We start from the raw sequence: 14,011 nt of genomic DNA, 5'->3' as shown, positions 1-14,011 counted from the left end.
CAACTCCTCAAAACTCTGACTGGTCATAGGAGTTCGGTCAATAGCGTCACCTACAGCCCCAATGGACAACAGTTAGCTTCTGCTAGTGGTGACAAGACAATAATTTTATGGGATTTGGATTTCGATAATTTATTACTCAGTGGTTGCAACTTACTAAATAATTACTTCATTGGCCATCCAGAAGTTTTAGAAGAGTTGCAATCATGCCAAACGCGATCGCGGTTAGTGCAAGGGGCGACAGTGTTAGTTATCCAAGGCGAGAAGTTAGCCCGAAATGATGATATTAATGGCGCTGTTGAAAAGTTTGGCAAAGCGCAGCAGTGGGATAATAAATTAAAGTTTGATTCCCAGGCGAGAGCAAAAGAGTTGGCGAATCAAGGTAAGACAGACCTAACCACCAGCCCCTTCCCTGCAAGGGAAGGGGAGTAAGAAGGTGAGTAAGATTCAAAGCCTCTCTCCTAAGAGGAGAGAGGTTTGGAGAGAGGTCAAAGGTGTTGCATCCAAACGAGAACTGCTATAAATAATCACAAGGTAGAAGGATGGCATACAGCGATTTTAGTCTCGCCAAGGTGAAAAAGAGTTTTGATTTAACACTTGATGAAACTCGGAATTTATTTGCTGATACAAAACCTGTTACACCATCAGAAACTCTCAGAACGATTTTAATAGATTACATTCCTTTAGCAACTGCAATTTCAACCGAAAAAGCTAGATCAGAGTTTCTAATCGCACCAATTCTCGCAGAGGTCAGACGATTATTAAATAATAAAATCTCCCTATTTTCTGGAAATGAATTTAATGTTGATGCAACTCAAGGCTTGCAAGGCTTTTGCGATTACATTATCAGCAATTCCCAGGAGCAATTATTTATTTCTGCTCCAGTAATGTTTATTTTTGAAGCGAAAAAGGAAGATATTATCGGCGGTCTGGGTCAATGTGTAGCGGCAATGATTGCAGCACAGTTGTTCAATCAAAATCAAGGCAATGAAGTTGGGCGGATTTATGGATCAGTTACTAGTGGAACTAACTGGAAGTTTTTATTTTTAGAAGAGACGACTGTTTATATAGATTTGACTGAGTACTATATTAAAGAAGTTGATAAGATTTTGGGTATTTTATTGCAGCCTTTTCAGCCTGTTTTAACTGCTGTTTGAATATATAGCACTTGCTAATGTAATTTACCTGGTCAAGGTTAAAAATTTGCTAAAAAATAAGAGAAGTTAAAAAACTTGTCCACCATTACCACTATTCAATTGATATGAGTTTATATTGTCTAGTTCACGGTGCTTTTCAAGCTACTTGGTGTTGGGATTTGCTAATTCCCTACTTAGAAGCACAGGGTCACAAAACTGTAGCAATGGATTTACCAATTGAAAATGCATCTGCTACTTTGTCCCAATTTGCAGATGTAGTAATTCAAGCGCTGCCCAAAACTGATGATGATATTGTTTTAGTCGGTCACTCAATGGCTGGTACTATCATTCCCTTGGTTGCGGAAGCGGTAAAAGTGCGTCAACTAGTGTTTGTGGCGGCGCTACTCCCCTATCCTGGAGTCAGTACACTCGACCAATTTTCTCATCGTCTTGATTCTGATACACTCAAATCATTCAATTACCAGCCAAAAGACCAAAGTAAACTCGAACAGTTCTATGATGAGCCTGATATGTATGAATCAGCTTCCGTAGGCAAAGATTATTCAGACGAAGCAGTATTAAGGGAGTTTTTCTTTCATGATTGTCAACCAGATGTAACACAGTGGGCAATCTCGAAAAGTCGTTCACAACAATCTATGGCATATATTTTTGAAACGAATCCTCTAAAAGCTTTGCCAAATGTAGAGCGTAAATATATTGTTTGTAGCAATGACCGAATAATATCTCCTACATGGTCACGCTACGCCGCACGCAAGCGCTTAGGAGTCGATGCCATCGAACTACATTCTGGACATTGCCCACATCTGTCTTGTCCTGAACTTCTTGCTTCAATATTAACTAGTGATTAATTGTTTGGGAGCATCCAGTTTTGGAAGATTTATCATTTATGGGAAAATGTAAAGATAAATAACCCTGTGCGATCGCTGACAATGAACCAAGAGAAACAAGAACGGATCAAAGCCTGCTTACAAGAATTGTCAAAACTGCTGTATGAAGAAGCAGACAAAAGTAAGCTGACAGACCTCGAAGGCATAGAAAAAACATTTCGCAGTCAAGTATTAGAACTAGTCAGTCCAGAAATAGCCCTTTTTTTATCGAACAAAAAACTGGAACAAAAGTAGGTAAAACCAGGAAGATTAAAAGCCTAGTAGGGGAATTGACTCTTAAAGCCAAACAGCTACAAAGACTAGGTTTAAAAGCAAGAAGTAGGTTAAGTCCATTACTTCAAAAGTGTTGTTTGAGGCTATCAGCCAATGAATCATATCAAAAAGCAGAAATCGAGATTGAGGCATTAACAGGAGTGAAAGTTGGTCACTCAACGCAACAAAAACTAGTGCTGTCACAAGATTTTCAACTACCCGTAGCATTACAATCAATTTCAGAAGTAAGCGTAGATGGAGGAAAAGTTCGACTTAGAGGTAAGCCGAAAGCAGGCTGTCACTGGCGAGACTATAAAACGGTTCGTCTGCAAGGGATTTACTATGGTGCGTTTTTTGATGACAATCAATCATTAATTGATTATGTCAATAGCCAGCGTCTAGTTAACCCGTTAGTCTGCTTAGGAGATGGTCATGATGGTGTATGGAATCTCGTCAAAGAGTTTGGTAAAAGTGAGAATTTTGAGCGTTGGGAAATTTTAGATTGGTATCATCTCAAGGAAAATCAATACATCGGTGGGTGGTTCTTTAAAGCGACTCAAAACAGCTGAAACTCTTTTATGGCAGGGTCAAATTGAAGAAGCTAAAGCTTTATTTCATAATTGCCGAGGCAAACAAGCTAAGAACTTCATCGCTTACCTCGAAAAACATTGCTCCCGTATTGTCAACTATAGCTATTATCAAGCTGAACAACTTTGTTCTATTGGTTCTGGTGCAGTCGAGTCTGCTATTAAACAGATTGAAGCTAGGATGAAAATTTCTGGCGCACAGTGGAATGTTGGCAGTGTCAACCAAATTCTTTCTGAACGCTTAAGCTTATCTGAATGGTTTACTTGCTATTTGAGTGTTTCTGCCAAAAGTGGATGCTCCCGGATGGTTTTTTACTAGTGATGAAGATGTATACAAATCAGCAAATGCGATCGCTGTTATTTGTAAGTATTTTATAGAAGCTTTTACGGAGTGGAATCGCATCGATTTATAGCAACTATCTTGAAAGCCGAGCTTTTATATTGTAGACGATAATCAACAAAAATCCACCTATAGAGCAATACGCTTGGATTAATAAAAATTGTAGGTTGGGTGAAGCAAAGCGTAACCCAACAAATCCCTTGAAATTTTGGGTCTACGTTCCTAACCCAAGCGGATTCACCTATAGAGGGTGATAAAAGATAGTAAATATAATAATCAATTTAATCAAAACAAATTGCTATAAACAAGCAATTAAAAATTAAAAATCAACAGCATGTATTTAATGTCTATATGCTAATTTAATTAATATTTTTACCAAGAGATGGTAAAAAGTTATATCTTTCGCTGGATGAGGATTTCAACCCTTAGAGAGATGCTTTAAACAGCTAAATTCTACGATTCTGATCTAAAGAGTTAGGTAATTGCCATAGGTAAAAACAATAAATACTAAGATTTGCTTCTCAAGAAATTCTTAATTCCCCAATTTTAAACTTAGAAAAAGGAAATCCAATGCTCCAAAGTACGGAAATCATGGTGGGACTCTACAAACCACTACTATGGGTGGCACAGACTCAAGTAGATGCCTCAAATATCACGCCAGCACAGGCATCGGTTCTCACTTCCGGGCCGCGCTTTTTTGTGGCTTTAATCTCCGGTGTGATTCTAGCCTTTGCTTTCCAATTAGTTCTCACTAATCTCTCCCTTGCAGCCGGTATTTCCTACCTGGGGCACTCATCTGACTCGGATTCAGATAATGGGGAAGTCGGAAGTTTAGGTGGCAGTATTCGCAAAATCGGCACAGCAGTCGGGATTTGGACATTAGTCACTGTGACGATCGCCTTATTAATCGCTTCTTTCCTGGCGGTAAAATTGAGCCTGGTAATCTTAGATCCAACCTTGGGAGCGATTCTCGGTTTGGTGATTTGGGGTGCTTACTTCCTGATCCTCGTTTGGGTCAGTTCCACCACCGTAGGTTCCTTAATCGGCTCAGTTGTCAATACAGCAACATCTGGATTTCAGGCGATTATGGGGACTGCTACCGCCGCCTTGGGTGCTAAAGCTGTAAATAACCAAGTGGTAGCCACAGCAGAAGCCGCCGCCGCCGCTATCCGTCGAGAACTCGGAAGCGCCATCGACCCCGCGAGTATCCGGGAAAACATTGAAGATTACTTAGAAAAGATTCGTCCTCCAGAACTCGATGTGTCGAAGATTCGGAGCGATTTTGAAAATCTACTCAACGATCCGCAATTAAAAGCGATCGCCGGCACTCCAGATATCCGCAACATCGATCGCCAAAAATTTATCGAGTTAGTCAGCAGTCGCACCGATCTTTCTAAAAAAGATGTTAGCCGCATTGCTGATACTTTATTTAAAGTTTGGCAGCAAGTGGTAAGTCAGCAACCAGCCACCGAAGACCGTTTGGGTGAGTTAATCGATTATCTGAAATCACTCCCACCTGGACAAAGCAAAACAGATGAACTCAACACCAAGCTAGAACGGTTGTTAGCAGAAAACCGTGGTTCCAAAGAATCTGGTCAAAAGGCAGCTACCGGGCCAATTCAAAGTACACTCCAGCAAGGATTATCTGCCTTAACTGGCATTGTGTTAGGACGCACAGATTTGTCTGATTTGGATGTCGAAAAAATCTTGGGTACTCTCACCAGCGCCAAAGATAAAGTCACCGAACAAGCAGATAAGCTAGGGTTGCCCACACCATCACAACCCTATAGCCCAATTCGGGCTGATGTCGAAAACTACCTGTACAATACTTATGCTTGGCAACTGAGTCCAGAAAGAATTGCCCAGGAATTTCATGATGTCATATATGACCCAGCAGCCGACCCTGGAATTGTCCGTAGGGAACTAGAACGACTATCACGCAATGATTTCGCCAAAATTTTGCAACAACGGGGATTGCTTACCCAAAGTCAAATTCAGCGCATTGCAAATCAGCTAGAAACTGTTCGCCAAGAAGTGCTAATAACAGTCAGAGCTATTGAAGAAAGAGATATAGTCCAAGACTTGCAGCGCGCAGTAGAAAGTTATCTGCTTGTTACTCCCAAGGCAGATTTGACACCCGAAGGCATTGAGCAGAATTTCAAACCACTGCTGGCAGACTCAGAAGCAGATTATGAAACCCTGACATTGCGATTGGCTCACATTGAACGCCAAGAAATTCGGGAGATATTGCTACAACGTAATGATGTCCAGCTATATGAAGTAGACAGCATTCTCGACGAGTTAGAAAAACAACGCGATCGCGTCTTGGTAGAATCCAAAGGATTAGCAGAACAGGCACAATATCAGGCAGAAACCCTGTGGCTGAATGTAGAATCATATCTGCGTAACACTGGCAAATCAGAACTGAATCCTGATGCTATCCGCGCCGACTTCAAAAAGCTACTGGAAGATCCGCAAGCTGGGATTACCTCAATTCGGGCGCGCTTATCTCGCTTTGACCGCGATACCTTAGTGCAATTGTTGAGTCAGCGAGAAGATTTGAGTGAAGATCAAGTTAATCAAATCATCAATGCTACTGAGGAGTCATGGCATAATATTCGCCACACACCCCAAGCTGTAGTCGATAAAGCGAAAGAGCAATACGACTCGGTAACGACAACGATCGCAGATTACTTACGAAACACTGGTAAACAAGAACTGAATCCTGAAGGTATTCAGCGAGATTTGACCAAATTGTTTGAAAATCCCAAAGAGGGAGCCGTCGCCCTGCGCCGTCGGTTGTCGCAGGTAGACCGGGATACACTGGTGAAATTACTCAGTCAACGCCAAGACTTGAGTGAAGAACAAGTTAATGAAATCATTGATTCTACCCAAACTTCGATTCGCAATTTTGTGCGTGCGCCTCGTCGTCTAGCTAGCCGTACACAACAAAGAGTGGAAACATTCAAAGGTTATCTAGAAGAGTATCTGCGTCAAACTGGCAAAGAAGAACTCAATCCTGAAGGTATCAAACGCGACTTGCAATTACTGTTGCACGATCCGCGAGTTGGGGTAGAAAGTTTTAGCGATCGCCTTTCTCAGTTTGACCGTGGTACTATCATCGCCCTGCTGAAAATTCGGGAAGATATTTCTGATGAAGAAGCAGCGCGGATTGCCGATAGCATCGTATCCGTAAAGGATCAATTTGTCGAACAAGTGCGGAACATCCAACGAGGCATTCAAGATGCAATTGATGGGATTTTTGCTCGTATCCGTAACTATCTCAACTCTCTGGATCGCCCAGAACTTAACTATGATAGTATTAAGCGCGATGTTCGCACATTTTTTGACGATCCTCAAGCAGGATTTGATGCTCTGCGCGATCGCCTCTCCTCCTTTGATCGTGATACCCTAGTGGCAATTATGAGTTCTCGTGAGGACATCTCCGAGGAAGATGCCAACCGGATCATCGACCAAATTGAACGGGCACGCAACACTGTCTTGCAACGTGCAGAACGCATACAGCATGAAGCCCAACGCCGCCTAGAACAGGTGAAACATCAAGCACAGCGCCAAGCAGAAGAAACCCGCAAAGCCGCAGCTACAGCAGCATGGTGGTTGTTTGCCACAGCATCCGTTTCCGCCTTTTTCTCTGCATTAGGAGGAGCGATCGCTGTAGTTAAGCTGTAGTTAAACAAGTTGTCTCCGCTAATTTTTAAGCCTCCTAACACTAGGAGGCTTTTCTATGTTTGGGATGTCATTTATCCTGAAATATATTGGCAATTTCATCTGAGTATGCCTTTCAATATAATCATATATGAATATACTTTACCGCTCTAATCTCAGCCATTAGATAATTGAAAAGATATTTGTCTGAATGTTTTAATATTATTAGATAATTTGCAATAAATCCTCAGCCTATTCTCAATAGAACGCCCCGTATTTTTTGCAAGTTAAGAATTTTTACCTAAGTAGCAAGCAATTCAAAGAATGCAAAATACATTATTTGATAAAACCTTCCGTGACAGCAATGGCAAAATTGTTTTGGCTGAAATGCCAAACCCACCACTTATTCTTTGGATAGTAGCTAGTTTACTAACTCTAATTTTTACAACTGGGAAAATCAATACAGTGTTAGACGTTCTGGCAAATGGCTCGTTGTTTACTTGGGCGTGGCTGGAACTATTTCAAGGCGTTAACTATTTTCGCAGAGCATTAGGTCTTGCTGTATTGATTGGTATTATCGTCTTAAAAATTCAGTAATTACAAGATTATAGATAATAATTAATACCAGGCATGAGAGGTGTTACTGAACTCATCTTTTTTATCCAAAGTCTAAAATGTGAATAAAGTCATACTTAAATTGTGACTTTATTACCCTGTATCTTCTTATTCAGTATTTTAAACTGAGAGCAATACAGCAAATCAATGAAGCTGTGCAGCAAACTCAAGTTAAATAATTGATGGAGATTTGAACATGAAACGTATTTTATTAGGTACATTACTTGCTCTACCATTTGCAATTTCCTCCTTGCCCTCACAAGCATCAGCAGCAGAAATAATTGTCAGACCCAATGTTCATAGAGCTGCTGTTGTGCGTAAACCTGTTGTTGCTCGATATCAACGAAAGTTAATTCCTGCACATTGGGAAACAGTACGACGTGGTAACAGATGGGTTAAGGTTAGAGTTCCTGCTCGATATGTAAATGTAAGAGTTTAATATCTGAATAGAGGCTAACAACCCTACTTGGGTTGTTAGCCTCTTATAGGTAAAACTTGTTGCTAAATAAGACTTGCAAAGCATCTATTAATATGAACATATATCAAACTTCTGGACTTTTTAAAAAACTTCTGATAATTCTATTAGGAATTTCTTTCTTGACAGCCTGCGATTCCATTCAGGCTGAAGAAAGAAATATAGGTAAAGAAAAAATATTGAGTGGCGATCATTATGGAGAATTAAATAACCAAGGAAAATTACGTACTTACTATTTTTACACTCCAAAATCTTATAATCCAGACCGACCAATGCCGTTAGTTTTAGTGTTTCATGGAGATGATGGTAGCGGACGGTCTATTAGTAACGTGACTCACTTCAATGAATTAGCAGAGCAACAAGGATTTATTGTTGTTTATCCAGATGGAATTGACCAAAAATGGAGCCTGAGAGGTAACGCTCAAGGAAAAGTGGATGATGTTTTATTTGTCAGTGCTTTGATCGATCGCCTTCAGCAGGAAATCAATATTGATAGTCATAAAGTTTATGCCACTGGTTTTTCTAGAGGTGGCATACTTACCCAAGCACTGGCTTGTAAATTACCTGATAAAATTGCTGGTTTTGCATCAGTAGCGGGTTCGCTTCCAGTTAGACTCAAACCTAATTGCCAGCCTAAAAGTTCCGTATCGATGTTAATGATTAACGGTACAAACGATCGCGATGTACTTTATGAAGGTGACGATCACACTCAACGAGGGGCGCTGGTTTCAATCTCAGACATGGTAGATTTTTGGCGCTCGCACGATCAATGTACCTCATCAAAGGCATCTCCAAATTTTTCTGAAGATAAAGTGAAAACCGCTCTCTACACAGGTTGCAGTAGCAACTCAGAAGTCTGGCAGCTAGCGGTAGTAAACGGTGGACATTTTTGGCCTGGTGGTTCCTCAACTGACGAGAACCTAAACAAATTCAATGCCAAGCTGGGGTTGAACGCCAGCGAAACAATTTGGAACTTTTTTCAACGTCACAGTTCATAAACCAAAGTTTTTTAAACACCATTTTGCTTAAACCATGCCAAGAGGCGTTTCCAGCCATCCTTAGCTTCCTTCTCACGGTAGGAGGGGCGATAATCGGCAAAAAATGCGTGTGGTGCATCGGGATAGACGATAATTTCAGATTTGCTATTGCTAGACTTGAAGCGATCGCGCACCTGCTCTACAGTATCTAGAGGAATACCCGTATCCTTCCCACCATAAAGTCCGAGAACGGGCGCTTTCAGCGTCGATACGATATCGATGGGGTACTGGGGCTGAAGTTCGGTAGCATCACCTACAAGTCGCCCGTACCATGCCACACCTGCCTTCACGCTGGGATTGTGTGCTGCATATAACCAGGTAATACGACCACCCCAACAAAAGCCTGTAATTCCCAACTTTTCGCCATTACCCTTAGCTGACTTCTTTGCCCACTTTACTGTGGCATCGAGATCGGATAACACTTGGGAATCTGGTACTTTAGCGACAATTGGGCGAATTTCGTCTATGCTGCTTAACTTTGAGACATCGCCTTGACGGATAAATAATTCCGGTGCGATCGCTAAATACCCCAACCGAGCAAAGCGACGAGTGATATCCTGAATATGCTCGTGTACGCCAAAGATTTCTTGGATTACCAGAACAATTGGGAAATTTTCACCAGTAGCCGGTGCTGCTCTATAGGCAGGAATTTCGCCATCTTTGACAGGAATTTTCACCGCACCAGCGACTAACCCCTTATCATCAGTGGTAATGACTCCGGCAGAAATGGGTTGTACTGCGAGGGCAAAACCTGTTGCTAGGGTGGCTGTTGCAATGAATTTGCGGCGAGTTACTTCTTGCATCATCTCTACCTTTAATTAGCGAAAATTTTATTACTTGTTATACGTACAGTACTATAAAATAAATACTACAAGTTATCAATCGGTTTACCGTAATACTAGCTTCCTTTAGCATCTAAGCCTTCCTTGCTGTAGCTGTATGTTAGGTAAAATTCGGATGTATTGGCAAAGAAAAGCCATAGCACTAAACAAGTAAATAGGTTTCATCCTTCAAGCTTTCCCGACACTCTTCCCAAAAAAATTCTCTAAATGCTATGATTACTCTAGAATAAAATTAATCAAAATCCCTGTTAGGTATTGAAACATTTTACCGCCTACCCGCTTTCCAATCCTCTCCACCGGATAACTGAGTTAAATTTTCAGCTAAAACTGCGGGTAACTCCTTAGCCGAATAGGAATAAGTTAGTGCCAAAAACTTCAATGCAGTCTGAATAATTTGTTTCCTATCCACTATTTCAGACAGTTGGAATTGATTATATACTCCATTCATTACTTCATCACTGGCATCAGCGATCGCATCTTCAATCACTTCCTCTTCTATCAAACTCTCCCACTCACCTAAATTAAGATAGTAAGATTTTTTATTATCTTTGATATTAAGACTTTTAATTTCTCGGATTGAATTACGAATAGAATTTGCCCATGAACCAGTTAATCGTTCTTCTACTTGGTTCTTAATCAAATGAATCAGCAGAATCCTTAAATAAGCTTGGATATTCCGTAGAATAGCTTGTTTACTCATGCCTTCTAATTCGTCTACAATTGCTAAGGCATCTGCATAACGTCCTTCCAGAATACTCTTTTTGAGGTCTATTAGTTCCTGTGTCATTTCTTCACCGCCAACCTGCTTAAGTACTATATAACAATCACCTCTACTTGATTAATAGCAGAGTTTTTTAGCTGCTATTAATCAAGTAGTATTATTCACTTATTCGCTTGTATCACCTGCAAACTACCACCTGCATATAAAGTTGACTTACTCGCTTTAAAGCCAGTATTAGCTAACAACTCAACTAAATCAGTTTTCAGCAATTCCCAAGCTGTTTCCGTCTCAAACAACAACAAAAATATCGATATCCCAGGCCAAAATATCGGATTTGTCGGGGCATGAAAATCCACCAGCGTAAATACTCCTCCAGGCTTCAGCACCCGATAAACTTCATTAATAATTTTTTGTAATTGCTGAGGCTGCATCTCATGTAATGCAACGCTGATATGCACCAAATCAAATAGATTATCTGCAAATGGCATCTCCTCGGCAAAAGCTTCTATATAAGAAGCTTCAGGTACATTTTGCCGCGCCCGTTGCAAAGACTTAGGCGAAGCATCTAATCCTGTTACATGTTGTGAAGTTTTTGCCAAAAACTGCGTCGTTTGACCACTACCACAACACAAATCTAAAATCTGAGTATCTGAGTGAATTGTTAAGCCTTGCAAAGCAAGTTGCCGAAAACGGGCTTCACCACCTACACTTAAGGCTGCTAAACGCGAAATACCATCATACAACCACTGATAACGGTAACTCCAATCTCTTAAAATTGTTGCCATTGCATATTTCCTTGCTATTAAGCTTTATATTTAATAAAGATATATTGTTAACATTAGTAAAAAACCTGAAAAGATTGGGGGAAAGTAACTGCTATGGGTCGTGTAGGCGTCTTATTACTCAATCTCGGTGGCCCCGACAAGCTAGAGGATGTGGGGCCGTTTTTGTACAACCTATTTTCCGATCCGGAAATTATTCGCCTACCATTTCGCTGGTTGCAAAAGCCCCTAGCCTGGTTTATTGCCACGCGGCGAACCAGAACATCTCAAGCAAATTATAAGCAAATCGGTGGTGGTTCTCCACTGCGGCGGATTACAGAAGCGCAAGGGGAAGCTTTAAAAGAACAGTTGGGTTATTTGGGACAAGAAGCCAATATTTACGTAGGAATGCGTTATTGGCATCCCTATACAGAAGAAGCGATCGCACAGATTGCCCAAGATAATGTAGAACACCTAGTAATATTACCACTATATCCCCAGTTTTCTATCAGTACCAGTGGTTCCAGCTTCCGGCTTTTAGAAAAGATTTGGCAAGAAGATCCAAAACTTCAACCCATTGATTACACTGTCATTCCTTCTTGGTACAAACAACCAGGCTACCTGCAAGCAATGGCGCAACTCATAGCCCAAGAACTTGAGCAGTTTCCTAACCCGGATGAGGTTCATATATTCTTCAGCGCTCACGGCGTTCCGAAAAGCTACGTTGAAGAAGCAGGCGACCCTTACCAGCAGGAAATTGAAGAATGTAGTGCCCTGATTATACAGACCCTTAATCGACCCAATGCTCACACCTTAGCTTACCAAAGTCGTGTCGGCCCAGTAGAATGGCTCCAACCCTATACTGAAGATGCCCTCAAAGAACTAGGCGCACAAGGCGTAAAAGATTTGGTTGTAGTGCCAATCAGTTTTGTCTCAGAGCATATCGAGACACTACAAGAAATTGATATTGAGTATCGAGAAGTAGCTGAAGAAGCAGGAATTCATAACTTCCGCCGCGTACCGGCTCCCAATACTCATCCAGTATTTATTAATGCACTAGCCCAATTAGTGATTGATGCGCTAAGAAACCCCAGTTTCAAGCTTTCGCAAGCTGCCCAAATGAAAAAAATGGTAAAGATGTACCCCCAAGAGCGTTGGGAATGGGGACTGACGACTAGTGCTGAAGTCTGGAATGGTCGGATTGCGATGCTGGGTTTTATTGCCTTAATCATCGAGCTAATTACCGGTCACGGCTTCTTGCACATGATTGGGATTTTGCAGTAAAGGGGATTGGGGATTGGGGACTGGGTAATGAAGAGGGAGAGTGGAAGGGAAAAGCAGAAAGGAGTAGGAGAGGTAAAGGAAGAATAATATAATCCCTAATCCCCAGTTCTTAGTCCCGTACCACCCAATATGGTTCGCTTAAGGTTTTTTGATGAAAATTCTAGATCACAAAGACGCGATGAATCGCCGTCTCTACCAAAAACTGATTATTGTAGGGACGGCGATTCATCGCATCTCTTGCCTTAACCGAACCTATTGCCCTACCACCAATCAATCCCTAGTCCCCAATCCCCAATCCCCAGTCCCTAGTACCTAGTCCCTAATCCCCTGCGCCAGTCATACCACTGCTTCGCACTACGAACTGCAAACCAAAGCAGTATTAAAGCAATTACTCCTCCTTGCCAAGGAGCATCAAAAGCAAATAGTACTAGGGCAATGCACAAGGTATCTTGAAGAAAGACTGCCCACAATGGTAAGCCACGTAACCGATAGAACCAACCAACTTGGACTAGTTGGAGTACCAAAGCTAACAAACCTCCAATGATGGCAATCAACCAGTTTGGCGTTGCTGTTGCGGTAGCTACTCCTAACCCCATAATTGCACCGACGATGGGAGACATGAATAACTGAAACAGTTGTAAAAATCTTTGCCCCCAGAGTTTTTTTGAGGCTAATAATTCAATTAATGACCAACTGGTGAGGCAACCTAATAATAGTGGTGGAGAAATGTGAGATAAAATTGGAACTTGTGACCACAAGTCACTACCTTGCAATAGTCCAATAATCAGCAAAGGTATGCCTATTCTGATTCCCGCTGCCGCAGAGGCAGAAAGTGTGGCTAGGATTTCAATCATCAAAGCACTCTTAATACTAAGATTAAGTAAGTATTTGTTGTATATACTACCCAGTGTAAACAATAATTCCAGCATTAAAGAGACACTCTTCAGCAATGCAATATTAAATGTTGTTGGTATCTTTATATATCTTGTTTGATAATATCTGCGTATTTTTTGGGTAAAAGATTAGTAGTGAGCGCTTAAGCGCTCACTACAGATGAAGAGTGCTGAGTTCCGTTAGCGGTAGCGGGGCGTTTAGCCCGTGCTGAGTTGAAAGACCGCGCCACTGGCGGGCGGGGTATCAACCAATACGGTTCAGTTAAGCCTTTTTTTCTCCCTCTGCTTCCTCTGCCTCCCCTGCTACCCCTGCCTGCCTTAACAGATAAATTTCCTTAACTGAACTGTATTGGGGTATCAACCTTCTCCCACATTAAAAGATTCCACTTTACTTCGGGCGGGGCTTTTACCATAGTGCGAAAGTGCTGAGTACGATCTCTTGTTACTCAGAACGGGCTAAACGCCCCGCTACCGCTAACAGCACTCAGGACTGAGTG

General features: G+C 41.5%; 14 protein-coding genes and 1 pseudogene. 11 read left to right on the top strand and 4 right to left on the bottom strand.

From position 1 onward, the window contains the following. From V7L07_RS21920 to V7L07_RS21880, 9 genes and pseudogenes are all read left to right on the top strand, one after another. A partial coding sequence (locus V7L07_RS21920) for a WD40 repeat domain-containing protein (RefSeq protein WP_335060996.1) occupies positions 1-429 on the top strand: 429 nt, incomplete at its 5' end. A 110-nt stretch (positions 430-539) separates the two neighbouring features. After that, positions 540-1,154 (top strand): hypothetical protein, encoded by a 615-nt coding sequence (locus V7L07_RS21915; RefSeq protein WP_335060995.1) that lies wholly within the window; start codon positions 540-542, stop codon positions 1,152-1,154. Positions 1,155-1,258: 104 nt separating this feature from the next. Continuing rightward, the gene (locus V7L07_RS21910) at positions 1,259-2,002 is read left to right on the top strand and encodes an alpha/beta fold hydrolase (RefSeq protein ID WP_335060994.1); all 744 of its coding nucleotides are present in this window, start codon (positions 1,259-1,261) and stop codon (positions 2,000-2,002) included. A gap of 81 nt (positions 2,003-2,083) precedes the next feature. Beyond that, positions 2,084-3,155: pseudogene (locus tag V7L07_RS21905) on the top strand (ISKra4 family transposase). Next, positions 3,156-3,293 (top strand): hypothetical protein, encoded by a 138-nt coding sequence (locus tag V7L07_RS21900; RefSeq protein ID WP_335060993.1) that lies wholly within the window; start codon positions 3,156-3,158, stop codon positions 3,291-3,293. It abuts the pseudogene before it with no gap. A gap of 497 nt (positions 3,294-3,790) precedes the next feature. Next, positions 3,791-6,910, top strand: a complete 3,120-nt coding sequence (locus tag V7L07_RS21895; protein WP_335060992.1) for an MFS transporter — start codon at positions 3,791-3,793, stop codon at positions 6,908-6,910. A 300-nt stretch (positions 6,911-7,210) separates the two neighbouring features. Next, entirely contained in the window at positions 7,211-7,483 is a 273-nt protein-coding gene (locus V7L07_RS21890; RefSeq protein WP_335060991.1) for a hypothetical protein, read from the top strand. 214 nt (positions 7,484-7,697) lie between these two features. Further along, entirely contained in the window at positions 7,698-7,940 is a 243-nt protein-coding gene (locus tag V7L07_RS21885) for a hypothetical protein (RefSeq protein ID WP_179063548.1), read from the top strand. 92 nt (positions 7,941-8,032) lie between these two features. Further along, positions 8,033-8,974 carry an extracellular catalytic domain type 1 short-chain-length polyhydroxyalkanoate depolymerase gene (locus V7L07_RS21880; protein ID WP_335060990.1) on the top strand — a complete coding sequence of 314 codons (942 nt, stop codon included), beginning with the start codon at positions 8,033-8,035 and terminating at the stop codon, positions 8,972-8,974. 11 nt (positions 8,975-8,985) lie between these two features. Here V7L07_RS21880 and V7L07_RS21875 read toward each other — a convergent pair whose 3' ends face one another. The 3 genes from V7L07_RS21875 to V7L07_RS21865 all read right to left on the bottom strand — a co-directional run bounded on the left by V7L07_RS21875 (position 8,986) and on the right by V7L07_RS21865 (position 11,361). Beyond that, positions 8,986-9,816, bottom strand: coding sequence for a dienelactone hydrolase family protein (locus V7L07_RS21875; RefSeq protein ID WP_335060999.1), 831 nt, complete (start codon positions 9,814-9,816; stop codon positions 8,986-8,988). Positions 9,817-10,120: 304 nt separating this feature from the next. Beyond that, positions 10,121-10,642 carry a DUF29 family protein gene (locus V7L07_RS21870; RefSeq protein ID WP_335060989.1) on the bottom strand — a complete coding sequence of 174 codons (522 nt, stop codon included), beginning with the start codon at positions 10,640-10,642 and terminating at the stop codon, positions 10,121-10,123. 95 nt (positions 10,643-10,737) lie between these two features. Beyond that, entirely contained in the window at positions 10,738-11,361 is a 624-nt protein-coding gene (locus tag V7L07_RS21865) for a class I SAM-dependent methyltransferase (RefSeq protein ID WP_335060988.1), read from the bottom strand. Between the two features lie 93 nt (positions 11,362-11,454). Here V7L07_RS21865 and hemH point away from each other — a divergent pair, with 93 nt between their 5' ends. Both hemH and V7L07_RS21855 read left to right on the top strand, forming a co-directional pair. Beyond that, positions 11,455-12,621 (top strand): ferrochelatase, encoded by a 1,167-nt coding sequence (hemH, locus tag V7L07_RS21860; RefSeq protein WP_335060987.1) that lies wholly within the window; start codon positions 11,455-11,457, stop codon positions 12,619-12,621. A 151-nt stretch (positions 12,622-12,772) separates the two neighbouring features. Next, positions 12,773-12,937, top strand: a complete 165-nt coding sequence (locus V7L07_RS21855) for a hypothetical protein (protein ID WP_335060986.1) — start codon at positions 12,773-12,775, stop codon at positions 12,935-12,937. Here V7L07_RS21855 and V7L07_RS21850 read toward each other — a convergent pair. Next, positions 12,927-13,475 carry a DUF4126 domain-containing protein gene (locus tag V7L07_RS21850; protein WP_335060985.1) on the bottom strand — a complete coding sequence of 183 codons (549 nt, stop codon included), beginning with the start codon at positions 13,473-13,475 and terminating at the stop codon, positions 12,927-12,929. The two genes, V7L07_RS21855 and V7L07_RS21850, sit on opposite strands and share 11 nt — an antisense overlap. Positions 13,476-14,011: the final 536 nt, after the last annotated feature.

Origin of the sequence: Nostoc sp., assembly GCF_036916985.1 — a bacterium.
GTDB lineage: Bacteria > Cyanobacteriota > Cyanobacteriia > Cyanobacteriales > Nostocaceae > Nostoc.
Note: the sequence above shows the minus strand (reverse complement) of the source record. Positions and strands in the feature narration are given on the sequence as shown.

Excerpts from the sequence above, each read along its gene's own strand:
- V7L07_RS21915 (WP_335060995.1), top strand. The coding sequence starts at position 540 with ATGGCATACAGCGATTTTAGTCTCGCCAAGGTGAAAAAGAGTTTTGAT.
- V7L07_RS21910 (WP_335060994.1), top strand. The coding sequence starts at position 1,259 with ATGAGTTTATATTGTCTAGTTCACGGTGCTTTTCAAGCTACTTGGTGT.
- V7L07_RS21895 (WP_335060992.1), top strand. The coding sequence starts at position 3,791 with ATGCTCCAAAGTACGGAAATCATGGTGGGACTCTACAAACCACTACTA.
- V7L07_RS21890 (WP_335060991.1), top strand. The coding sequence starts at position 7,211 with ATGCAAAATACATTATTTGATAAAACCTTCCGTGACAGCAATGGCAAA.
- V7L07_RS21885 (WP_179063548.1), top strand. The coding sequence starts at position 7,698 with ATGAAACGTATTTTATTAGGTACATTACTTGCTCTACCATTTGCAATT.
- V7L07_RS21880 (WP_335060990.1), top strand. The coding sequence starts at position 8,033 with ATGAACATATATCAAACTTCTGGACTTTTTAAAAAACTTCTGATAATT.
- V7L07_RS21875 (WP_335060999.1), bottom strand. The coding sequence starts at position 9,816 with ATGCAAGAAGTAACTCGCCGCAAATTCATTGCAACAGCCACCCTAGCA.
- V7L07_RS21870 (WP_335060989.1), bottom strand. The coding sequence starts at position 10,642 with ATGACACAGGAACTAATAGACCTCAAAAAGAGTATTCTGGAAGGACGT.
- V7L07_RS21865 (WP_335060988.1), bottom strand. The coding sequence starts at position 11,361 with ATGGCAACAATTTTAAGAGATTGGAGTTACCGTTATCAGTGGTTGTAT.
- hemH (WP_335060987.1), top strand. The coding sequence starts at position 11,455 with ATGGGTCGTGTAGGCGTCTTATTACTCAATCTCGGTGGCCCCGACAAG.
- V7L07_RS21855 (WP_335060986.1), top strand. The coding sequence starts at position 12,773 with ATGAAAATTCTAGATCACAAAGACGCGATGAATCGCCGTCTCTACCAA.
- V7L07_RS21850 (WP_335060985.1), bottom strand. The coding sequence starts at position 13,475 with ATGATTGAAATCCTAGCCACACTTTCTGCCTCTGCGGCAGCGGGAATC.